Below are 21,797 nucleotides of genomic sequence, written 5' to 3' on the forward strand. Positions count from 1 at the left end.
GCATCAGCCCGCGAGCCACACGACCGTCAGCGAACGCACGCCCTGCGCGCCGCGAATCAGTACGCCCTCGATATCGGCGGTGGCCGAGGGGCCGGTAACCAGCGCCGCGTAGCGAGCGCTGCGGAAATCGTCGCGACGATAGACGTCTTGCAGTCCATCGAGCAATTGCGCCGGATCGAGCAACACGACCAGATGCTGGACGATGTAGCCTAAGGCATTGACCACATATTCGCGCTCGCTGAACCACACCGAGCCGGTTTCGGCGACGCCAAAGCGCGCGCGCACCACACCGATGTCGACATCCTGTAGCGACGCGGGGTCCGTATCGGCGCGGATCACGCGCGTGCCAGGCACTTCGGCGCTCGCCGATGCGATCGATGCAGCCGCGCCAAAGCGCTCGCGAATCAGATCGCTGACGTCGCTCGCGCTCGCTGCTTCGACGCAAGTACCGCCCATCGTTTGCAACGCCGCTGCGAATCGCGCCCGCAGATCGCCGCCAACCGCATCGAACAGCGGCACGTCGGGACGCGGCCGCGCGGTCGGTTGCGCGGCGCGTACTTTGGCAAGAAAAGCCTCACGCGTTGTCATTGCCGCCTCCGCGATTCTTCTTGTACCAGGCATGAAAAGTCATCTTCGGCGCTTCCGGCAATTCGCGCTGCCGGCCCCAGATATTCAGAGGGTTGTACAGCACGAAATTCGGCAGCCGCCGCAACGCGCTGCCCATCGACGCCACCGTCGCGCGATACAAGGTCGGACTCGATAGTAGACGCCCCGCCATCTTCAGCACTTCCTGCTTCACGAACGGCACTTCGTGCTGCTCGGCGATCACCGCGCGCCATTTATAGATCTGCTCGTGAATGTTGATCTTAACCGGACACACGTTCGTGCAACTGCCGTTGAGTGTCGATGCGAACGGCAACGCGCTATAGCGCTTCAGATCGAAAGTCGGATTGATGATCGCGCCGATCGGCCCAGAATAGGTGCCGCCATACGACAGGCCGCCGCTGCGTCGATACACCGGACACGTATTCATGCACGCGCCGCAGCGTATGCATTTGAGCGAGTACCAGAAGTCCTCCATCGCGAGCCGTTCGGAACGGCCATGATCGACGAGGATGAAATGCATCTCGGTGCCCGGCCGCGGCGCACGAAAATGCGACGTGTACTGCGTGATCGGCGAACCCAACGCACTGCGCGACAGCATGCGCACGAACACGCCGAGGTCCGACACCTTCGGTATCAGCTTCTCGATTCCGATCGATGCGATATGCAACGGCGGCACGTTCGCCGAAAGATCGGCATTGCCTTCGTTCGTGCAGACGACGACCGTGCCCGTTTCCGCCACCGCGAAATTGCAGCCGGTCATGCCAGCCGTTTTCTCGCGCACGAAATAAGGCCGCGTATTCATGCGCTGACTTTCGGCCAGATAATGGATGTCGCTATTCTTCGGATCGGTGCCGATGGTACGGCCGAACAACTCGGCCACGTCCGCGCGCAGCTTGTGGACGGCCGGCACGACCATATGACTCGGGTCCTGATGATCGAGTTGCTGGATGCGCTCGCCGAGGTCCGTCTCCATCACCGTAATGCCGCGCGGTTCGAGGTACTCGCGCATCCGGCATTCGTCGGTCAGCATCGACTTGCTCTTCACGAGCGTCGTCATGCCGCGCTCGGACATCAGCTGGTGGACGATCGCGTTGTGCTCTTCCGCGCTCGCCGCCCAATGCACGACCACGCCATTGGCCTCAGCGGCCGCCGCGAACTGCTCCAGATAGTCGGCCAGATGCGACAGCGTGTGTTCCTTGATGCCCGACGCCAGCGAGCGCAACGTTTCCCATTCGGCAATGCCGTGCGCCTGCGCGTCGCGCTTCTCGCGCAGGTCCCACAGACGCTTGTCGTGAAACGCGACATGCTCGGTTTTGCCGATAAAAGAACCCGCGGCTTTGGCGTGATCGACGCGGTGATGGTCGCCGCTCATGCGCGTGCTCCATTGAGAACCTGCGCGATATGAATGAAGCGCGCGTCGGCCTTCATGCGTTCGGCGCAACCCTGTTGGTGCATCAGGCAGGACATATCGCCCGAAACGATGTACTCGGCGCCCGCATTCAGATGGTCGCGCACCTTGTCCTGCCCCATGCGCACCGACACCGCTTCTTCGGTGACCGAGAACGTGCCGCCAAAACCGCAGCATTCGTCGGGCCTCGCCGGCTTCACGAACTCGATGCCTTTCACGCCTTCGAGCAGTGCACGCGGCTTTGAAAACGGCGTGCCGGCAATTTCCGACGCCGACGCCTGCTTCAGATGACGCAGCGCGCTGCAACTGGTGTGCAGACCGACGCGATGCGGAAACTCGGCCCACGGAAATTCGCGCGCGCCGATCACGTCGTGCAGAAACTCGACCAACTCGTAAGCGCTTGCGCGCACCTTCTTCACTTCATCGGTCTGCTCGAGCGCGGTCAGATGCTCTCGCACGTGATGAATGCAACTCGCGGACGGCCCGACGATGTAGTCGTAACCGGCGAAGTTGCGCGCGAAGAGTCGCTCGGTGGCGGCGGCGTCCGCATGGGCGCCGCTATTGGCCATCGGCTGGCCGCAGCAGGTCTGCTGTTGCGGATAGTCGACCTCGATGCCGAAACGTTCGAGCAGTTCGAGCGTCGCGATACCGACCTCGGGATAGAACGCGTCGATAAAGCAAGGGATAAACAGCGCGACTTTCATAGGGTCTTCAGGAAATGCGGCGGGGATGATGCCGGTTGACCGGTGCGGCCCGTTTGGCCGGTCTTGGTCATGTTGGTCTGACCAAGACTATAAGAAAGTCGGTTGACGGTGTCAATTCGAGCGGCCCGATCACTACACGCGAGTAAGCGCGACCTCCGCCAGCGGAAGCGAGCCGCCGCGTTTGTTCTCCAGCACAACCGCTCAAACCGACTCCCGCAGCACCAGCCGGTGCTGCAAGATACGCGGCGCGGGGCGTCGACCGTCCAGCAGCGCCAGCAGCATTTCGGCGGCCGCGGCGCCCAGTTCGACCATCGGCTGGGCCACGGTCGTCAGCCCCGGCTCAAAGATGTCGGCGATGGGCACATCGTCGAAGCCCATTACCGCGACGTCGTGCGGCACCCGCCGGCCGGCCTTGCTAAAGCACTTGATCGCGCCGATCGCCAACGTGTCCGACACGGCGAACACCGCGCTCGGCGGGTCCACCACCGCCAGCAGACTTGCCGCCGCCTGGCTGCCGGCGGCGTAGCTATTGTCGCCAGTCACACAGACAAGCTCGGGCGCAGGCGCGAGCCCCGCGCGCAGTAGCGCTGCGTCATAGCCCTCGCGGCGCTGACGCGCATACAGGAAGCGCTCATCACTGGTGATGAAGCCGATGCGCCGGTGGCCCTTGTTGATCAGGTACTGCACGGCGTCCGTAGCGGCCTGGCGGTGATCGATGCTGACATAAGGCACATCACTACCCGGCATGAACTCCGAGCAATTGACCCACGGCTTGCCATTCGCCGCCTCGCGCCGGGCTGCCAGGTCGGACATCGGCACGAGGTTGATGACGCCATCGCTCAGACTGCCGAGCAGCGTCGGCAGCGACGCGTCCGCCGTGCCCGTCCAGGCTTCCAGGTCCGCCGGAAGCAGCGTGTAACCGGCCTGGCGACTGACCGCGGCGGCCCCGCGCACGATCTCGGCGTAATAAGGGTTGGCGAAATCCGGCATCAGCATCAGCAGAATGCGGCTCTGCCCGGTGCTCAGGCTGCGGCCGAACGGATTGACGCGGTAGTCCAGTGCGCTCACTGCCGCCTCGACCCGCTCACGCGTGGCCGCCGACACGGGCTTCGTCCCGTTGAGCACACGCGAGACCGTGGCAATAGATACGCCAGCCTCGCGGGCAACGGCTTCGATAGAGGGTTTGCTTCGCATAGGCAATGATTGTAGCACCGCCGGGAAAATTTTTTCCCAACGCGCGTTATTCAGAAACGAAAACGCTCAGAGATTAAGACGCGGATTGGCTGAGATGTGGGTCTCCCAGCCTGCATAGGGTAAAGCCCATGTTCCGGAGAAACGGGAAAGCGCTTACCCTCTGACCTGCACCGCTTCACAGCAATCGCTGCTCCCATCCGCACCGCATCCCCTTGACTCCTTGGACTGACGACCATGAATCAAGCCTTGCCCATTTCCATCCAGATTTACAGCCTGCGTAATGCGGGCGATCTCGACCGGCAGTTCGACATTGCAGCCCAAGCCGGATTTCGCCACGTCGAGCTGATCGGGTCCTTGCTGGAAGATGCGGCCGACACCCGGAACAAGCTTCAGGTGCGCGGCCTGAGCGCCTCGTCCAGCCACCTCAGCATGGCCATGCTGCGTGAGCGTTTGCAAGAAGTTGTCGCGGCGTGCGAGACCATCGGTTTCACGCAGTTGGTCATGCCCGCAGTGCCGCCAGCCGAGCGCGACAGCGACGCCGCATATTGGCGGGCGCTCGGCAGCGAGTTGGGCGAGTTCGCTCATCGGCTCGCCGATCAGGGCATCGGTCTCGCTTACCACAACCATGATTGGGAACTCAGAGCGAAAGAGAACGGCACAACGGCGCTGGAACTGTTGTTCGAGTCCGCCGGGGCCAGCCCGCTCGGCTGGCAGGTGGATGTTGCCTGGCTCGTGCGCGGCGGCGCCGATCCGCTGCCATGGCTGCGTCGTTATACGGGCCGCGTGGTCTCGGCTCATGCGAAAGACCTCGCGCCGGCGGGTGAAAAACTCGACGAAGACGGCTGGGCCGACGTGGGTCACGGCGTGATGGACTGGCCCACGCTGTCCGCGGCCTGCCGCGAAGCGGGTGCGCGTTTCCTCGCCGCCGAGCACGACAATCCCAGCGACGGCGAACGCTTCGCCCGCAATGCCTTTGCCTATCTGCACCAGCTCGGAGCCTGATCCATGAAACCTGTCCTCATCGGCGTCATCGGTTGCGGCAACATCAGCGATGCGTATTTCACCGGCGCGGCGAATTCGGAGTTCGCCCGCGTCAAGGCTTGCGCCGACCTGCGTCCGGAGGCCGCCCAGGCCAAGGCCGCGCAGCACGGTGTGGCCGCGATGTCGGTGGACGCGCTGCTGGCCGACCCCGACATCGAAATCGTCATCAACCTGACGGTGCCGCACGCGCATGTGCCGGTGAGCCTGCAGATTCTCGAGGCCGGCAAGCATGTCTACCTCGAAAAGCCTTTGGCTACCGATTTCGCGTCCGCACGCGCGATGCTGGCGCGAGCCGAGGCGTCAGGGTTACGCGTGGGCTGCGCACCGGACACTTTCTTCGGCGCGGCCCATCAGGCCTGCCGCGCGGCGCTCGATGCCGGCCGCATTGGGCGCGCCATAGGCGGGGCCGTGGCGGTGTTGTCCCGCGGCATGGAATCCTGGCACCCCAATCCAGAGTTTTTTTTCAAGCCGGGCGGCGGTCCCATTCACGACTTGGGCCCGTATTACGTGACCCAACTGGTCAACCTGCTGGGACCGGTAGCACGCGTGAGCGCGTGCGCGACCATCGGTTTTCCACAGCGCATCATCTCGAGTGAGCCGCTCCGCGGCCAGATCATCGAAGTCGAGGTGCCCACGACGGTCAACGGCATCCTGCATTTTGCAAGCGGAGCCAACGTGTCGATGAGCGCCTCGTGGGACGTGTGGGCCCATCAGCGTGCGCCCATCGAGATCTATGGCACCGAAGGCACCCTGCTGGGCGTCGACCCGAATTTCTTTGGCGGAAGTCCGCGCGTGGCTGAACGTGATAGTGGCTTCAAGCCGCTCGACACACAGCATCATGCCTTTGGCGTCGACAACTTCACGTTGAGGAGTGGCGCGCGCGTGGCCAACTACCGCGCCGTGGGCGTGCTGGACATGGCGCTGGCGTTGCGTCGGGATCGGCCGCATCGCGCGAGCGGCGAACTGGCTTTACACGTGCTGGAGGTGCTGGATGCCTTCGAACGCTCTTCGCGCGAGGGGCGGCACATCGATATCGAGACCGCCGTGCAACGGCCCGTCGTCGTGCCATTGGGGCGAGGCGAAGAGGTGTTTCTCGGCGACCGACTCGCCTAGCCCCGGTCGCCCGAAGTTTCACGTGGCCGGGCAACTCAGGAAATCACCGCAGCCGACGGCTTCGTCGCATCGTCGTTGTAAATCTCGCGCACGAAGGCCAGATGCCGCTCGGCTGCCTTGCGTGCTTTGGGCGCATCGCGTGCGACGACCGCGTCGTAAATCGCCTGGTGCTGGCTCATCAACTGCTTTTCCATCGCATCGTCGTAATCGATCAAGCGATGATACTGGCGCATGCCCTCGCGAATCAGCGTGTGAATGCCGTGCATCACATGCGCCAGCGCGACGTTGTGCGTGGAGTCGGCGATCGCGAGATGAAACGCGGCATCGAGTTCGGCGAGATTCGCGCGATCACGCGACAACGACGCAGCCTTCAACGCCTCGAACGCCGCGCGGATTTTCTTCAGGTCGGTGGCGGTTGCGCGCTGCGCGGCATAGACCGTCGAAATCGCTTCGAGCCCCTGGCGCAACTCCAGAATGTCGGCACTGGTACGCGGATTCTGCAGCAGCAGTTCGGCAAGCGGCTTCGAGATGATCGGCGCGGTCACGTCGACCACCGTGAAACCGCCGCGCCCCGACGTTTCGATGTACCCGTCCGCCTCCAGCCTGATCAGCGCCTCGCGCAGCGACGGCCGCGACACGCCGAGCTGCGACGCGAGATCGCGCTCGGCCGGCAGCCGGTCACCGGGCATCAGCGAGCCCTCCGAGATCAGTTGCTTGATCTGGTCGGACACCACGTCGGAAATGCGCTTGCGCGCGAAGGACGGAATCGGGGTGAATGGCATAAGCGGCAAACGGTGAAGCGCGGTTGACGAAGCGCGCGGCTACTGCACGGTGCGTGGAATTATACCGTTCGATATCGTGCGCCGATGCGCCGATCTCAACGCGGCTGTGCCGTATAAAAGCTCACGAGATCACGCTTCATCGCGTGCATCGCGGCATCGTCGAGGTACACCATGTGGCCGGTCGGATAGTAGGCGATGCGCACGTTCTCGCGCAGCGACCGGTCGAGGCCGAGATGCGCGAGCGCGTATTCGGTCGCGTAGAACGGCGTGGCGAGATCGAAGTAGCCGTTCAGCGATAGCACCCGCAACTGCGGATTCTGCCGCATCGCTTCGGCCAGATCGCCGCCCGCGTACGGCAGTTCCAGCCGTTCGCCCCACCATTCGCGATGTTTCCAGTCCCACTGCTTCAACGCGTCGTCGCTGAACACCAGATAACGGTCGGTCGGCGTGTAGTGCAGGTCTTCCGACAGATGCTGATGGAGCGCCGCATTGAACGCATTCGACACGCTGCTCACCGACGCATCGAAATCGGGATCTTCCGCTGCATCGTCGTAATTCCGGCCTTCGACACGCGCATCGTAGCGCCCTACGCTGCGCGACTCGTTGCGCAGCAACTCGTTTCGAAAACGCGTCGGATAAAGACGCAGACGGTTGCGCTTCACGAAGCCCACGTCGAGACCGGTGAAGTACGCGACGCGCGCGGCGATCGCGTCGCGCTGATCGTCGGGCAGCGCATCACCCTGATCGAGCGCCTGCGCATACGGTCGCGTGCGAACGCGCGCACTTCGTCGAGAAAGGCCGGTAAGCTCGCGGCCTTCGGCGTGACCTTGTCGTGATACCACGCGATCGCCGCGAAACTCGGCAGATAACTCACGCTCTTGAAATCGGTGCCGGGCGTGAACGCCGCGGAATTGAGCACCGACGACAGCAGGATCACGCCGTTCAGCGCGATATTGTTCTGCCCCAGCTGATAAGCGAGCATCGCGGCGCGCGCGGTGCCATAAGATTCGCCGAACAGGTACTTCGGCGAATTCCAGCGCTGATTCACCGTCAGATAACGGTCGATGAATTGCGCAAACGCACTGACGTCCTGATCGACGCCCCAGAAGTCCTTGCCCGTGCCATGCCCGACCGGTCTCGACAGGCCCGCGCCGACCGCGTCGATGAACACGAGGTCCGAGACATCGAGCAGGCTGTCGGGGTTGTCTTCGAGCGTGTACGGCGCGGGCGGCGTGCTCGCGGGGCTCGCGGTGCGCACGCGTTTCGGGCCGACCGAGCCCATCATCAGGAATACGCTGCCAGCGCCGGGACCGCCGTTGAACAGAAAGGTGATCGGACGCGTCGCCGGCGCTTTGGTCGGCACCGTGTACGCGACATAGAACACGCTCGCGGTGGGCGCGCCGGACTTATCGTGCAGCAACAGATTGCCGGCGCTCGCCGTGTAGTCGAGCTTGCGACCGTTCAAGCGAAGCGAATGCGTGGTCACGCTGGTGGTTTCGGGCGGCACCGGAACGGCGGGCGCCGACGCCCTGTCGTTGTGAGGCCTCGCCGTCGCGTCGCCCGAGTCCGGTGCATTCGATGCGGCAGTCCGCTTGTGCGGCTCGTTCGATTCGCCGACCTGCTGCGCGGGCGGCGCGGATGCTGCGGCGTCCGTGCCTGCCCTCGCATCGGCCTGTCCGGCTGCCATGCACGGTTCGCCGAACGACACCGCAGCGGCGACCGAAAACGTCACCGTCAGCGCGGCGGCCGGCAATCCCGCTGTCAGCAAGCGGCGCAATGAGGAAGAGAAGCGAAGAATCATGAAGTCGTCCGCGACGAGTCGAAATGCGCTGGAATCCGTCTAGCCTGATTCCGGGGCAAACCCGGCGTTCGATTCTTGACGCAAGTTTGCGCGGCGTCAACCGCCGGTGTCACGGCACGCTCCAACATTTCATAGCGCTTTTTCCTCCACATGGCGCACACCTGCGCAGTCATGGCAGAATCGACAACGCCTTCGTCGCCTCGCCGAGAATACCCAATGGATCAACTGGTACTGGACACATTCGACGCTGCCGCGCTGATCCCCGGCTTTCGCGCGCCGCACCTGCCGCAGGAGCAGCCGGACCCCTCGACCCTCGACGCCGCCGAGCACGCGATGCGGCACTGGACGAGCGCCGTCAACGGCCCGCTGACGCCCGGCTCCGACGTGCACCGGCACGAAATGTGCCGCATGTTTCGCGAAACCTTCAATCCGTATCGCCCGTCCGTGCTCGCATGGCCGCCGCTCGAAGCCGCGACGCTCAAGCGCATCGTCGAGCTGCCGATCTGGGACATCGCCGTGCAAACCGAAGGCAGAGCGCGCCTGCGCATGGCCGCCTACGCGGCGACGCTCGACACCCCGGACCTGCGCGACGCGCTCGCGCTGAACGCGTGGGAAGAAAACCGCCATAAGGAAGTGCTGTCGCGCATGGTGCATGCATACGGCATCGAACTCGCGAGCGAGCCGCCGTACGTCTATCCGAAAGACACGGAACGGGCTTACCTCGTGACCGGCTATAGCGAATGTATCGACAGCTTCTTCGCGTTCGGCCTGTTCGAGGTGGCGCGGCGCTCGGGTCTGTTTCCGCCGGAACTGACCGAGACGTTCGAGCCGGTGATGCAGGAAGAGTGCCGCCATATTCTGCTGTTCGCGAACTGGGTCGCCTGGCATCGCGCGCAGCTTTCGTGGTGGCAGCGCATCCGCTTCGAGCTCAAGGTGGCGGGCGTGTGGGCGTTTCTGATCTGGGAGCGTATCGGACTCGCGCGTGCGATGGATGCCGATGGCAACGTCCACGAGCACGACAACAACTTCACGGTCAACGGCGCGCAGTCGGTAACGGATGTCGATATCAGCGTGCCCGAGTTGATGCAACTGTGTCTTCAGGAAAACGAACGTCGCTTCGCGGGGTATGACCCACGGCTGTTGCGGCCCGAAACGATGCCGCGGCTGGTGCGCTTCGGCTTGAAGTTCGTGCGCAAGAAAAAGTAAACCGCGAGTAAGCCGCGCTGAGCGCGCCAGCGTTCAGCCGGCGCGCGCCCCACGTTCGAGAACTGCGAATCGCCGCTTGACGGTCGAAGTCACGCGCCATCGAAGCGAATGGCGCGGCAGTCATGCCCGCGTCAGGCTGGCGCCATGCTGCTTGCGTAAGCTGGGAACCCAGGCAAACGACAAGGAGCGCGCAATGGAGTCCTTCCCGCTGTTCATCGTCGGCTCGCCCCGGTCCGGCACGACCTTTCTTTGTTCCGTGCTGAACGCGCATCCTCTGATCCAGCTGACCAACGAATGCCGGGTCTTTGCATTGCTGAAGGACTTCCTCGAAGTCGGCTGCCATCGCGCCGACCTGCTCGGCGAGACTTCACGCGACCGCCTGCTCGGATTCGGCCGTCGTACGCTGGGCGGGTGGGTCGAGCGCTTCTATCGCGAAGAGTTGAAGTTCGGCGCGCCGATCTGGGGCGACAAGCATCCGTCGTACGCCGACCCTACGGTACTGTCGGGCCGAACGGGTTCGATCGAGCGCCTGCCGCGCTCCGGTTCCTGCTTGCGTCTGATACGCGAACTGCTGCCGCAGGCGCGCTTCATTCATATCCACCGCGATCCTCGCCACGTGGCCAATTCGCTCGTGCACAAGCATTGGACCGGATCGATCGAAGACGGCATCCGCGTGTGGGGGCAATACGTCGGCGAGATCAACGCATTCTTCGAAGAGATACCAGCGGCTCACGCGCTGACCGTGTCGTACCGGAAAGTTATCGAAGAACCGCGTGAGACGGCGGCCAGCATCGGGCAGTTTCTCGGCCTCGCGGATGCATCGCCGATCAGCGACTTCCTGATCTCGCAACGCCGTTCGCCGACGCCGTTCAGCGATCCGGTGACCGATATCGGCGATCTATATCTGATTCCCGATACGGCCGCGAGCGACGACACGCTGCTCGCTCTCGCGGGAACCCAGGCGCGACGGCTGGGTTATGCGGCGGCCTGAGGTTGCCTGAGGTGCCCGCTCAGCCCCGCACCCCTTCCACGAACCGCGCGATCCTGTCGCACGCCTCGATCAATCGATCCTCGCCCACCACCAACCCCAACCTGACGAAGCCGTTCGCCGTCTCCCCGAACGTACTCGCGTCGAGCACGGCCACGCCTTGCGCGCGAAACAGCTGCCAGGTGAACTCGGTCGTATCGAGCCCGGTTCCGCTGACGTCGACCATCACGAACATGCCGGCTTCGGGCAACAGGCATCGCAAGCGCGGCACGCGATGCAAGCGCTCGAACACGACGTCGCGCCGCCGCCGGTAGATCTCGCGAATATCGGCGACGAACTCCGCCCTGTTCTCCAATGCCGTCAACGCGGCCTGCTGGATGAAGCCCGGCAGGCCGTACAGCATCGCGAGCGCGAGCCGCGCCATGTGCTCGATCAGCGTCGCGGGCCCGATTGCCCAGCCGACGCGCCATCCCGCCATCGCGTGCGACTTCGACAGGCTGCCGATCGTGACCGTGCGCTCCGCCATGCCGGGCAGCGACGCAATACTCACATGGTCGCGTTCGAACGTCAGTTCCGCATAGACCTCGTCGGACAGCACCCACAGGTCGTGCTCGCACGCGAGCCGCGCGATGCGCTCGAGATCCGCGCGCTGCATCACGACGCCGGTCGGATTGCACGGCGTCGCGAAGAAGATCGCCTTCGTGCGCGGCGTGATCGCCGCTGCGAGCGCGTCGCAGTCGACGTGAAACGCGCGCGCCGGATCGACCGGCACCGCGACCAGCGTCGCGCCCGCCGCGCGCACGCAGGCCTCGTAGGTCAGATACATCGGCTCGGGAACGATCACTTCGTCGCCGGCTTCGAGCAGGCACAGCGACACCGCGAACACGCCGTTTTGCGCGCCGGCGGTCAGCACTACGTTGGCCGCGCTTACGTCACGGCTCGTGGTACGCGCGTGCTCGGCGGCGATCGCGGCGCGCAGCGGCTCGCGACCGGCCATCGCCGTATAGTGCGTATCGCCGTCGCGCAGCGCATCGATCGCGCGCTCGACGATCGGCGCGGGCGTCGAGAACTCGGGGTCTCCTACGCTCAGCACGATCACGTCTTCGCCCCTCGCAGCCGCCTGCTGCGCGACCCGATGAATTTCCCACGCCGACGTGCGGCGCCCTTGCAGCCGCTCGACCAGATTCGAATACTTCATTGCGCTCACCCGTTCCATTCGACCCGCCAATGTAAAGGCACGCCGGCGAAACGTCCAGATACGAAAAAGGGTCATGCGAGCGGACAACCTCGCATGACCCTGTGCGCAATGTACTGCTGTTTGAACGACTGCCTTGCTTTGCTTCAAACCCCCGTTAAAACTTCGGTGCGTTAAAGCTGCCGGCGCAGTTCCGCCGGCGGCACCTTCATCAGATGCCGGTATTTCGCCACCGTGCGCCGCGCGACCAGCACGCCCTGATCCGCGAGCATCTTCGCGAGCGTCACGTCCGACAGCGGATCGCGCGTGTTCTCCGCGGCGATCATCTCCTTGAGCAGCGCGCGCACCGCGGCGGCCGAACAGGTGCCGCCGCTTTCGGTGCCGAGCTCGCGCGGGAAGAAATGCTTGAATTCGAAGATGCCGCGCGGCGTCGCCATATATTTGTTGCCCGTCGCCCGCGAGATCGTCGATTCGTGCAGGCCCAGCTCGTCAGCGACGTCGCGCAGCACCATCGGCTTCAGCGCGATCTCGCCGTACTGGAAGAAGGCCTTCTGATGCGCGACGATGCATTCGGCCACCCGCTGGATCGTATCGAAGCGCTGCTGCGCGTTGCGGATCAGCCAGCGCGCTTCCTGCAGCTGCTGTGCGAGCGGCGAGCGGCTCGCGCCGGCCGACTGCGCGAATAGCTGTGCATACATGCGATGGATTCGCGCGCGCGGCTGCACTGCCGGATTGATCGACACGACCCACTTGTTGCGCGCCTGACGCACGATCACGTCGGGGACCACATAGTTATCCTCGGCGCGGCCGTAGCAATTGCCCGGCTTCGGATCGAGCTTGCGCACCAGCGCGCAGGCCACGCGCAGTTCCTCGGCGCTGCAGCCGATCTGCTTTTGCAACTCTGCCTGTTCGCGGCGCGCGAGACGTTCCAGATGATGCTCGGCGATTTGCCGCGCGACGTCGCGCCCTGGTGTACTGGCGGGCAGCGCATTGATCTGCAGCGTCAGGCATTCCGATAGCGATCGCGCGCCGAGCCCCGGACGATCGAGCGATTGCACGAGGCGCAACGCCACCAGCAGTTCTTCCTCGGTCAGCGTGGGCTCGAGATCGACGCTGTCGGCCAGGTCGGCGAGCGACTGCCGCATATACCCGTCTTCGTCGAGTGCCTCGATGATGAAACGGGCCACCGCGCGATCGCGGTCGTCGAGCCGGTAGAGGCGCAACGCGTCGTGCAACTGCTCGCGCAGCGTGGGTTGCGAGCGAGCCCATTCGGCCGGGTCGCTGCCGTCCGCGTCGCCGTTCTGGCGCGCCGAACTGCGCGAACCGTAGTCGCCGGAAAAATCGGCGGGCATGTCGTCCTGGCCCGCGCTTTCGAGCGTATCGCTAGCGGAGTTTTCCGCCGCCAGTCCGTCCGGTTCGGCGGCGGCTAGCGTATCGGCGGCGGGCACGTTGGCGTCTTCGCCATCAGCTGGCGTCGTGCCGGCGAGCGCGACGTCCTCTGCTTCGGATGAGTCGTATTCGAGGAACGGATTGGTGTCGAGCGCCGTGCGCAATTCCTGCTGGAACTCGAGAGCCGACAATTGCAGGAGACGCACCGACTGCTGAAGACGAGGCGTCAGTGCAAGCGACTGCCTTGTGCGTAGTTCGATTGAAGGCATTGGAGTAGATCCCGTTCGTTGGTAGTGAAAGACTCAATGAGCCGAGTGCACTCTTCAATGCAACGTCCGTACCAAGTCGCGCAAGACGCTGTTTTGATTACGCTTTGTTTATTCAGGCGGGTGAAATGACCGGACCGCGAGAGCCGGTTTTTACAAACGGCAGGCAATTTCCGGTCCCTTTCTTCACACCTCGGGCGGCCTCGCGCACGGTCGCGCCGCGGGCCTATTCGTCAGTCGAAAAACCCCGATGGATGCGGCTTTCGCGAACGGCATCACCGGGATCGCAGCGGCCGGGCACGATGCATGCGGGGCAGCGTTGTGCGGACGGACGCCGCCTTTTGCAAACACGCCAGTCATGCGGAGGCGAGGACGGCGCCCGGTGTCGAGAAACGGGCCCCTGACGGTACCGTAGCGGCCACGACCCACGTGTGTCATCAGCGGCTTACGCCGCGATCGGCCACCGGCAACAAGACCGCCATTTTCATCACCACCTGAAGGAGAAAACCATGAAGACGATCCAGCTTCTGAAGACCGCAGGCAGTATCGCTGTCGTCGCGTTCGCGCTGAACGCGAACGCCCAGACCAGCGCTTCGGCTCCGCCCGCGGCGTCGGAAAGCGTCGGCCAGCATATCGACGACGGCACCATTACGACCAAGGTCAAGGCCGATCTGCTTGCCGCGAAGAACGTCAAATCGACGCATATCCACGTGAAGACCCGCAAGGGCGTCGTGTGGCTCACGGGTTCGGTGCCATCGGCCGAAGACAAGACCGCCGCCGAGGATGTCGTGCAGAACGTGAAGGGTGTCGAGAGCGTGAAGAACCATCTGAAGGTGGCCGCCGACTGATATCCGCATGATCGGTTCACGCCGATTCGACTGAGCGGAACGAAAAAGAGCCGGCTGCGGAGCCGGCTCTTTCTATTGCATCGATGCGTCGATCAACGCTTCATCGCCGCATACCGGTCGCGCAGATCGCGCACGCGATCATGATTTTGCAGTACACCCTGGTATTGCCGCTCGACGATCGCACGCACATCGGCCGGCAAATCCTTTTCGAGCGCATCGTGATAGCGCTTCTTCGCGACGTCCTCGCCCTTTTCGCACTCGGCGAGAATCGCATGGTCGCTGCGATCCGAAACCGCCGATCTGACGTCGACCCAGCCGCGATGCAGGGCACCGGTCATGCTGCCGCCGGTTTCCGGCTTGCCGCCGAGGGTCTGAACGACATCCTGCAACTCCCGCGCGCCGCGCGAGCACTCGTCTGCTGTCGAGCGAAACAGCATCTTCAGCTCTTCGTCGTGCGCATCCTCGGCTGCCTTCATAAAGCCCTTTTCGCCATCCTTCGACGTTTCGACCAGGTCATTCAATACGGAAACAACGTTGGTAGCCATTCAATACCTCCAAGGGTTTCGTTCATCGCGGAATCCGCCGCGCGGAGCTTTTTATGCGCGTCGCGATGAATCGGTTCGACGCGCGGCGGGCTGCATTGAATGGCACGCATCACGCGTGCCCGGCATGCACGCTTGGCGCCGCGTCTCGATCTACGCTGGAGCGGCACCGCGGTTGCTAATCCAATCGATTCGGCAATCTATAACGACAGGGGGAATCGCGATGAAAAAATCCGGCAGCATCAAATTCCTGGCGGCGGTCGCAATCGTCACTTCGGCTACCGTGATGCAGATTCGCGCGCACATTGCGTCGCCGGACGCGGCGGCGCCTGAGCCGCATGCAACGATATCAACGTGCGGTCGCTCGCATGACGGCATCACGCCGGCCTCATGCTGGCCGACGAATAGCGAAAGGCAGCTCGAACGATTTCAGCCGCCGCACGACACGCGGCAACCATGGGTGTAGCGCGACGTCGAAATCGCGCGGTAAACCGAAAACGGCCCGATCATCGTCATTGGGCCGTTTTCCGTTGGCATCCCGCATCGCTTACATCACTCGCGCTTCTCCGCGAATTCCTTGATCGGTTCGGGCGTCTTCAGCGGATCGAAATCGGCCCAGTGTCCCTGCTGCCAGCGGCCGGTCGCCTTCTCGATCGACACGCCGCCCGCTTCACGCAGCACGCGTGCGGCATCGAGCTGATTGTCGGGCGACACGTGCACGGCGACGAGCACGCCCGATTTGCGGGCCTCCTCGTGATACGGCACGCGATAGTCCGATTTGCCATGCTCCTTGGTGCGCAACATCGCGCCGATCAGCGAGCCGACATACGCACCGACGCCCGCCGCAATCGGCGACACCAGCAGCGGTGCAGAAAACGCCGCGAAAATCGCGACGCCGATCACCGCGCCGATGACCGCACCGATCGTCACGCCCATGCCTCCGCCTTTAGGCGCCTCTCGCGCCCCGGGGTCGGTATCCGTGTCGCCTCCGATCGGGAAACGTGCGTGCTGGCCGCGCGGATTGACGAAAAACAGCGTGACGTCCTCTTCGACGAAACCCGCCTCGAAAAGCTTTTGCGCCGCGCCTTCCGCTGCCGGAAACGTCGTGAAGCGTGCTGCGACGATGAGTGACATTACGCCTCCTTTATCGTTGATTAGCGTTCGCGGACCATACCGTCGCCGGGGGTGGCGCGCGTGACGAGCAGCGCGCCCAGTCGGTGCGACACGCGGCAGCCCTACGACGCCGCGGTGCCGCGATCCGGTTCCATGCCTTCCACTCTGAACAGTCCGCTATGCAACACCACGCTTTCTCCGTTGTTCTGGTCGAGCGCTTCCGCGCACACCGAGCGGATGCGCTGTCGGCCTCTGTCGAAAGCGGCCATGACCGCCGGTTCGAGCGCGGATTCAGCGCCGAAATGATCTTCCAGCGCCTCGGCGGTGATCGCGCAGACCACCGGCTCGCCATCTACACGCGCGAGAAAGCGCACTGTCAGATTGGCGCCGTCGAAGAGCGGGTCGTCGTCGGGGAAAGTGATCTGCATCAGAGAGTCCTCATAAGCAGGCCGTGGCAGGATCGCGTTCATGACGCGCCCTTCAATTTGCCGGCCAGTTGCTGCGCCATCTCGAGGTGATGCTTGATGGTCGGCAGCGCTTGCGTGGCCGCGGCCTTCAGTTGCGCGTCGGTGCCGCTTTCGCTTTGCTGCTGGAACAGGTCCACCGCACGCTGATGCGCTTCCACGCCGACCTGCTCGACGTAGGCCGCATCGAACTCGGAGCCCTTCAACGTCTGCAGTTTGCCGACCAGCGCGGAATCCGCGGATGGGGTCGGCTTGAAGCCCTTCTTCGAGACCAGCGCGGCCATTGTGTGCGACAGCTTCGTGTGGTCGGTCATCATCTGTTGCGCGAACTTCCTGACCTGCGGATCGTTCGAGTTCTTCAGCGCGATCTTGCTGGCGGCGATTTCGGTGGCGTCCGACTTCGACGCTTCGAGCACGAACTGCTGATCCGCGGGCGACAGCGTCGTTTTACCGGCCGGCGCAGCACTCGCGGGCGCATCGCTCGCCTGCGCGCTGGCCGTGTCGATCGTTGCCGCGCTCGCGCCCAACGCGGCTAGCGCGGCACTCAGCACTTGTAGGGAATACCGGAATTTCATGCACTTTCTCCCTGTCGAATCGGCGATGCGCAGTGTCGAATCGGCAAAGCGCTGGCGTCGAAGCCAGCGCGCCGCCTCGATCAAGCCGCCTTGCGCTTCGTCAGTTGCCCGATCAGCGTCCTGTTGAATGCGGGCAGGTCGGCGGGTTTGCGGCTCGAAATCAGATTGCCGTCCTCGACCACTTCCTGATCGACCCACGTGCCGCCCGCGTTACGAATATCGTCCTGCAGGCTAGGCCAGCTCGTCACCGTGCGCCCCTTGATGATGCCCGCCGATACCGGCAGCCACGTGCCGTGGCAGATCACCGCGATCGGCTTCTTCGCGCTGTCGACCGCCTTGACGAAGGCCTGCGCCTGCGGCACCAGTCGCAACGCGTCGCCGTTCACGACGCCGCCCGGCAACACCAGCGCGTCGTAGTCCTCGGGACGGGCTTTGTCGAACGTCGCATCGACATCGACGGTGTCGCCCTTGTTGACGTGCCTGAAGCCCTGGATCTTGCCCGGCTTCTCCGAAATCACGTGCACCGTCGCGCCCGCCTCGGTGAGCGCGCGTTTCGGCTCCACGAGTTCCGCCTGTTCGAAACCGTCTACGGCGAGTACCGCTACCTTGTAGCCATTCAGTGCATCAGTCATGTGTCTTCTCCTTGCTGTGGCGCCGCGGTCATGCGCTTGCTCGTTATGCATGTGCATAGCGCGGCGCCTTTACTAAAGCGTTGTCACGCAAAACACGTGCCCGGCTGCGCCGACTGGCGCAAGCCGTGTAGTGTGCGAAACGCAAGCTGGTCAGGCGTCGGTTCCCTCTTCACCTGATCCCTCCGCGCCCGGAGGCACCCGTGGATCGACGATGTGGTCGGCGTCGATATCGCGATCCGCTTCCAACGTCGAATCGCCGTCGGCCGACGCACGCTCGCCGGTACCTGCGCGGTCGGTATCGCTGGCGAGTTCCGCGTCGCCGGTTTCGAGCGCGTGATTGTCGAGCTCCGTATCGACGTCGAAATCGTGACGCTTCGCGCCCGCGACGTCGCTGCCACTGTCGGACGAGTCGCTGGGACCCAGCGCGCCCGTCGTGTCGGAGGTTTGCTTGACAGTCCGCTGCGGTTCTTCATCGGGATTGAGTGTGCTGCTCATGAAAGCCCCCTTTCAGTTGATTACGCCAACCATTTCGCAAGGACCGTTCCGCTCGAGCGCCCCGGTGCTGTGTCAATGGCATCCCCCTTGCTTCAGCCGCTTGAAACTTCTACTTGCGACCATGGCTACCGCGACTCATTCAACGACAGCATCACGCAACCCGGCGACCGCGAACGGCAACACCGCACCGCAGCCGATGCCACCGGGCCTGCGCCACGCCGACGACACCAAGCCCGGCTACACCCGCAAGCGGGAGCGGAACGGCTTTATCTATTTCGACGTGAACGGCAAGCGCATCGTCGATGAGGACGAGATCCAACGCATCAACTCGCTCGCGATTCCCCCCGCCTACGAAAACGTGTCGATCTGCCCCGATCCGCGAGGTCACCTTCAAGCGACCGGCCGCGACGCGCGTGGCCGTAAGCAGTACCGCTACCATCCGCGCTGGCGCGAAACGCGCGACGCCGACAAGTACGAACGGATGGCCGAGTTCGGCCGGGCATTGCCGAAAATCCGTGCGCGTGTCGCGCGTGACCTGAAGCTGACCGGCATGCCGCTCGACAAGGTCGTCGCGGCCATCGTGCACCTGCTCGACACGACGTTGATTCGCGTCGGCAGCGCCGAATACGCGCGCGAAAATCATTCATTCGGATTGACGACGTTGCGCAAGAGGCACGTGAAGATAAAGGCTGGTCAATTGGGCTTCCAGTTTCGCGGTAAGAGCGGCATCGAGCACGACGTGACTGTGGACAATCCAACCGTCAAGCGCATCGTGCGGCGTTGCGCGGAGCTGCCCGGCCACGACCTGTTCCAGTATCTCGACGAAGACGGCACGCGCCACAGCGTCGGCTCGAGCGATATCAACGACTACCTGCGCCGCGTGAGCGGCGCGGACTTCACCGCGAAGGACTACCGCACCTGGGCCGGCAGCGTATACGCGCTGGCGGCATTGCGCCGATTGATGTGCAGCAGCGCAGCCGAAGCGCGCGGCCATATCGTCGCGACCGTCAAAGAGGTGGCGACGCTGCTGCGCAATACGCCCGCTGTCTGCCGGCGCTGTTATATCCACCCGGCGATCATCAGCGCGTTCGAGGCCGACGAGTTGCGCAGCCTCGCGTCAGGGCAAGCGCGCCGCGGACTCAAGGTGGATGAAGTGGCCTTCGCGGTGCTGCTCGCGCAGGCGGAAAAGCGCGCGGCGAAACTCGCGCGCGCAACCGGTGCCAAAGGACGCAAGGCCCGGGAGTCGTCGGCCGACGACAGCATCAACGGTTCGCTGACGAGTCTGCTGAAAAAATCGCGCGTGGCGCGCAAGAAAACCCCCGACGCGAAACGCGAAAGCGGCGCGGCCCCTTTGCACACCGGGCTGGAATTGCCATCTGAATCGAAACCGGCGGCCCAGTGACGGGCTCGGCGATGAATCGGCGAAGGCTCAAGCCTCTTCCTCGAATGCCGCCATCACGAGCCAGACATCGCGCTCGCCGTCGCGTATTTCGGCCGCCAGCGCATACTCATCGCCTGGCGAACAAACCCGCGCGAGCGTGTTATGCGCGACTTCACCGTTCTCGAACACACGCTCCGACAACGGCCGCACTTCCTGCTTGCCTTCGAACATCGGCTGTTGCCGACGATACACGAGCGTCTCGGATTTCCAGTTGCTGAAGCACTCGCGAACGTGCGCGAAGTCCCCGCCGCAGATGTTCGCCTGATAATGAATCTTCCTGATCACGATATTCTCCCCCCGATGCGAAGCGGCATCGTCCGGCGTCACAACGACCGCAACGGTTCATTGCCGCTTCCGCATCGATCCAGCGTTACTGTCCCTTTGTATCGCTGCTGGCATCGGCGCCGGGCATGTTCGTCGTGTCGTTCATCGGCTTCTTTGCGTTCGACTTCTTGTGATGGTGTTTCATCGACGAAGTCGAGCCCCCGGTGCTGCCCATTGCATTCGATGCGGGCTCGTTGCCCGCCGTCGGCGCAGCGGTCGCCGCGCCATGCGCATTGCCGCCGCCGGCGCCGCCATTGCCGTTGCCGCCGCCCGTCTGCGCGAACGCGGCGCCCGACGCCAGGGCGCCCGACGCGGCCACACATGCCGCTACCAGCCATGCCTTCGGATACTTGCTCATCTGGCTTCTCTCCATCAAGTAAAAAGGACGGTTGTGATCCTTCAGTTCCTGCCGCAATCACTGAAAGTCGAGCAAGGCCTATGCCGCGCGATGCATGCGTCGTATGCGCTCATCGCGCTTCGCTGGGCAGCGCTTGCGTCGGCATGGACGCAATAATTGCAAACGGGCTCGCATCCTTTACGCGCGCGGCGCCTCGTCGGGGGAATGCGGCGCCGGGTGGTATCGAGTAATTGCGGAGCAACGGCGGAGTAACTGCGCAGCACGGCTCGATGGAACGGCCGTTGCTAAATGCCTCGGTACATTCACCCCATCAAAGGAGCCCATCATGGTGATGCAGACCCAGACGCAAGGCGCGAACATCGTCGGTAAAGGCGCCGCGACCGCGGAAGGCCCAGGCCCGGACGTCATGGCCGCGGCCACGCTCGACGGCAACAAGGTCATCAGCAGCGACGGCGAGCACATCGGCAAGATCAAGGACATCATGCTCGACGTGCGTTCAGGCCGCATCGCGTATGCGGTGCTGTCGAGCGGCGGTTTTCTCGGCATCGGCGACAAGCTGCTGGCGATTCCGTGGAGCGCGCTGACGCTCGATACTCAGGAGAAATGCTTCGTGTTGAACATGGTGGCCGAGCGCGTGAAAAACGCACCGGGATTCGATAAGGATCACTGGCCATCGATGGCGGATCAGACGTGGGCCACCACAGTGCATCAGTACTACGGCAGCGAACCGTACTGGGGTGGCGACGTCTATACGAACCGCAACGACGTGGGTGTCGGCGACATTCCCCCGGGTTCGTCGGATGCACCCGAGTCCGGTGGCGTGAAGCTCTGATCGCCGAACCGACCACTTCCGATGCGTGGCCAGTGCGGCGTTCCGCTTCAGGAGAGAACACAATGGCGACCCGAAAGAGCAGCAGCAGATCGAAACGCCCTGTGTCGCGTGGCAAGTCGGGACGGCCGCCGCGCCAGCGCCATGCGCAGGCGCAGGCCGCGCATCGCGCCAAAACCGCGAAGTCGAGCGGCGCATCCGGCGCAAAGAAATGGTCGCATCACGTGATGGAAACGAGCGACGCGATGGACATCGAGAAGGATATTTTCAAAACCGGCAGCGCGGAGTCCATCGCGCGATCGTTGAAGCACTCGTCGACGGCGAGCCGTCGACGCAAGGGCACGCCGTTTCAATCGGCGATGTCGATGCTCAATTTCTACATTAATCGAGCGGGTCGAAACCTGCCGAAGGAGCGGCGCGATACGTTGCAACAAGCCAAGCGGAAGCTGCGCGAAGCGTTTGGACGCGAGCCGCGCTGAACTG

24 protein-coding genes and 1 pseudogene are annotated in these 21,797 nt (G+C 63.8%); 9 read left to right on the top strand and 16 right to left on the bottom strand.

Translation table 11 applies throughout. The annotated features are described in order from the left end of the window. Positions 1-3: 3 nt before the first annotated feature. The 4 genes from ACLFKU_RS12765 to ACLFKU_RS12780 all read right to left on the bottom strand — a co-directional run bounded on the left by ACLFKU_RS12765 (position 4) and on the right by ACLFKU_RS12780 (position 3,912). On the bottom strand, positions 4-588 hold the full coding sequence (locus ACLFKU_RS12765; protein WP_410849325.1) for a LutC/YkgG family protein: 585 nt from the start codon (positions 586-588) through the stop codon (positions 4-6). Next, a complete protein-coding gene (locus ACLFKU_RS12770; RefSeq protein ID WP_410849326.1) occupies positions 575-1,978 on the bottom strand; it encodes a lactate utilization protein B in 1,404 nt (467 codons plus the stop codon). The genes ACLFKU_RS12765 and ACLFKU_RS12770 overlap by 14 nt, the downstream gene beginning before the upstream one ends. Continuing rightward, on the bottom strand, positions 1,975-2,718 hold the full coding sequence (locus tag ACLFKU_RS12775) for a (Fe-S)-binding protein (protein ID WP_368583764.1): 744 nt from the start codon (positions 2,716-2,718) through the stop codon (positions 1,975-1,977). Before ACLFKU_RS12775 ends, ACLFKU_RS12770 begins: the two co-directional genes overlap by 4 nt. Positions 2,719-2,919: 201 nt before the next feature. Continuing rightward, positions 2,920-3,912 (bottom strand): LacI family DNA-binding transcriptional regulator, encoded by a 993-nt coding sequence (locus tag ACLFKU_RS12780; protein ID WP_410849327.1) that lies wholly within the window; start codon positions 3,910-3,912, stop codon positions 2,920-2,922. A gap of 234 nt (positions 3,913-4,146) precedes the next feature. Between ACLFKU_RS12780 and ACLFKU_RS12785 the strand changes: the two genes are divergently transcribed. Both ACLFKU_RS12785 and ACLFKU_RS12790 read left to right on the top strand, forming a co-directional pair. Continuing rightward, on the top strand, positions 4,147-4,914 hold the full coding sequence (locus ACLFKU_RS12785) for a sugar phosphate isomerase/epimerase family protein (RefSeq protein WP_410849328.1): 768 nt from the start codon (positions 4,147-4,149) through the stop codon (positions 4,912-4,914). 3 nt (positions 4,915-4,917) lie between these two features. Next, a complete protein-coding gene (locus ACLFKU_RS12790) occupies positions 4,918-6,066 on the top strand; it encodes a Gfo/Idh/MocA family protein (RefSeq protein WP_410849329.1) in 1,149 nt (382 codons plus the stop codon). Between the two features lie 35 nt (positions 6,067-6,101). Here the strand turns inward: ACLFKU_RS12790 and ACLFKU_RS12795 are convergent, their stop codons facing one another. Next, positions 6,102-6,848, bottom strand: coding sequence for a FadR/GntR family transcriptional regulator (locus ACLFKU_RS12795; RefSeq protein WP_410849330.1), 747 nt, complete (start codon positions 6,846-6,848; stop codon positions 6,102-6,104). Positions 6,849-6,943: 95 nt separating this feature from the next. Then, a pseudogene (locus ACLFKU_RS12800) lies at positions 6,944-8,649 on the bottom strand (S10 family peptidase). A 216-nt stretch (positions 8,650-8,865) separates the two neighbouring features. Here ACLFKU_RS12800 and ACLFKU_RS12805 point away from each other — a divergent pair. Beyond that, entirely contained in the window at positions 8,866-9,855 is a 990-nt protein-coding gene (locus tag ACLFKU_RS12805) for a ferritin-like domain-containing protein (RefSeq protein WP_368583758.1), read from the top strand. A gap of 193 nt (positions 9,856-10,048) precedes the next feature. Beyond that, a complete protein-coding gene (locus tag ACLFKU_RS12810; RefSeq protein ID WP_410849331.1) occupies positions 10,049-10,846 on the top strand; it encodes a sulfotransferase family protein in 798 nt (265 codons plus the stop codon). 19 nt (positions 10,847-10,865) lie between these two features. Here ACLFKU_RS12810 and ACLFKU_RS12815 read toward each other — a convergent pair whose 3' ends face one another. Both ACLFKU_RS12815 and ACLFKU_RS12820 read right to left on the bottom strand, forming a co-directional pair. Continuing rightward, a complete protein-coding gene (locus ACLFKU_RS12815; RefSeq protein WP_410849332.1) occupies positions 10,866-12,041 on the bottom strand; it encodes a pyridoxal phosphate-dependent aminotransferase in 1,176 nt (391 codons plus the stop codon). Between the two features lie 170 nt (positions 12,042-12,211). Further along, positions 12,212-13,696, bottom strand: coding sequence for an RNA polymerase factor sigma-54 (locus ACLFKU_RS12820; RefSeq protein WP_410849333.1), 1,485 nt, complete (start codon positions 13,694-13,696; stop codon positions 12,212-12,214). Between the two features lie 506 nt (positions 13,697-14,202). Here ACLFKU_RS12820 and ACLFKU_RS12825 point away from each other — a divergent pair. Continuing rightward, positions 14,203-14,541 carry a BON domain-containing protein gene (locus tag ACLFKU_RS12825; RefSeq protein WP_176106060.1) on the top strand — a complete coding sequence of 113 codons (339 nt, stop codon included), beginning with the start codon at positions 14,203-14,205 and terminating at the stop codon, positions 14,539-14,541. A 92-nt stretch (positions 14,542-14,633) separates the two neighbouring features. Here the strand turns inward: ACLFKU_RS12825 and ACLFKU_RS12830 are convergent, their stop codons facing one another. Next, positions 14,634-15,086, bottom strand: coding sequence for a PA2169 family four-helix-bundle protein (locus ACLFKU_RS12830; protein WP_176106061.1), 453 nt, complete (start codon positions 15,084-15,086; stop codon positions 14,634-14,636). A gap of 99 nt (positions 15,087-15,185) precedes the next feature. Between ACLFKU_RS12830 and ACLFKU_RS12835 the strand changes: the two genes are divergently transcribed. Then, the gene (locus ACLFKU_RS12835) at positions 15,186-15,416 is read left to right on the top strand and encodes a hypothetical protein (protein WP_410849334.1); all 231 of its coding nucleotides are present in this window, start codon (positions 15,186-15,188) and stop codon (positions 15,414-15,416) included. 219 nt (positions 15,417-15,635) lie between these two features. Here ACLFKU_RS12835 and ACLFKU_RS12840 read toward each other — a convergent pair whose 3' ends face one another. The 5 genes from ACLFKU_RS12840 to ACLFKU_RS12860 form a co-directional block, all read right to left on the bottom strand. Then, the gene (locus ACLFKU_RS12840) at positions 15,636-16,217 is read right to left on the bottom strand and encodes a hypothetical protein (protein ID WP_176367096.1); all 582 of its coding nucleotides are present in this window, start codon (positions 16,215-16,217) and stop codon (positions 15,636-15,638) included. Positions 16,218-16,318: 101 nt separating this feature from the next. Then, the gene (locus tag ACLFKU_RS12845) at positions 16,319-16,666 is read right to left on the bottom strand and encodes a DUF1488 domain-containing protein (RefSeq protein ID WP_410849335.1); all 348 of its coding nucleotides are present in this window, start codon (positions 16,664-16,666) and stop codon (positions 16,319-16,321) included. After that, positions 16,663-17,235 carry a DUF4142 domain-containing protein gene (locus ACLFKU_RS12850; RefSeq protein WP_368583752.1) on the bottom strand — a complete coding sequence of 191 codons (573 nt, stop codon included), beginning with the start codon at positions 17,233-17,235 and terminating at the stop codon, positions 16,663-16,665. The genes ACLFKU_RS12845 and ACLFKU_RS12850 overlap by 4 nt, the downstream gene beginning before the upstream one ends. Before the next feature lie 80 nt (positions 17,236-17,315). Then, positions 17,316-17,867 carry a type 1 glutamine amidotransferase domain-containing protein gene (locus ACLFKU_RS12855; protein WP_410849336.1) on the bottom strand — a complete coding sequence of 184 codons (552 nt, stop codon included), beginning with the start codon at positions 17,865-17,867 and terminating at the stop codon, positions 17,316-17,318. A gap of 150 nt (positions 17,868-18,017) precedes the next feature. After that, on the bottom strand, positions 18,018-18,362 hold the full coding sequence (locus ACLFKU_RS12860) for a chemotaxis protein (RefSeq protein ID WP_410849337.1): 345 nt from the start codon (positions 18,360-18,362) through the stop codon (positions 18,018-18,020). Positions 18,363-18,483: 121 nt separating this feature from the next. On the opposite strand from ACLFKU_RS12860, the gene ACLFKU_RS12865 reads away from it, so the two are divergent. Next, positions 18,484-19,764 carry a DNA topoisomerase IB gene (locus ACLFKU_RS12865; RefSeq protein ID WP_410849338.1) on the top strand — a complete coding sequence of 427 codons (1,281 nt, stop codon included), beginning with the start codon at positions 18,484-18,486 and terminating at the stop codon, positions 19,762-19,764. A gap of 27 nt (positions 19,765-19,791) precedes the next feature. On the opposite strand, the gene ACLFKU_RS12870 is transcribed toward ACLFKU_RS12865, so the two are convergent. Both ACLFKU_RS12870 and ACLFKU_RS12875 read right to left on the bottom strand, forming a co-directional pair. Beyond that, on the bottom strand, positions 19,792-20,088 hold the full coding sequence (locus ACLFKU_RS12870; protein ID WP_368583748.1) for a hypothetical protein: 297 nt from the start codon (positions 20,086-20,088) through the stop codon (positions 19,792-19,794). A gap of 85 nt (positions 20,089-20,173) precedes the next feature. Further along, positions 20,174-20,485 carry a hypothetical protein gene (locus ACLFKU_RS12875; RefSeq protein WP_368583747.1) on the bottom strand — a complete coding sequence of 104 codons (312 nt, stop codon included), beginning with the start codon at positions 20,483-20,485 and terminating at the stop codon, positions 20,174-20,176. 325 nt (positions 20,486-20,810) lie between these two features. On the opposite strand from ACLFKU_RS12875, the gene ACLFKU_RS12880 reads away from it, so the two are divergent. Beyond that, on the top strand, positions 20,811-21,317 hold the full coding sequence (locus tag ACLFKU_RS12880; RefSeq protein WP_018438199.1) for a PRC-barrel domain-containing protein: 507 nt from the start codon (positions 20,811-20,813) through the stop codon (positions 21,315-21,317). A 62-nt stretch (positions 21,318-21,379) separates the two neighbouring features. Then, positions 21,380-21,793 (top strand): DUF3175 domain-containing protein, encoded by a 414-nt coding sequence (locus ACLFKU_RS12885; RefSeq protein ID WP_368583746.1) that lies wholly within the window; start codon positions 21,380-21,382, stop codon positions 21,791-21,793. The last annotated feature ends 4 nt before the right edge of the window (positions 21,794-21,797 follow it).

It is taken from the genome of Paraburkholderia sp. EG304, from assembly GCF_046543485.1.
Taxonomy (GTDB): domain Bacteria; phylum Pseudomonadota; class Gammaproteobacteria; order Burkholderiales; family Burkholderiaceae; genus Paraburkholderia; species Paraburkholderia youngii.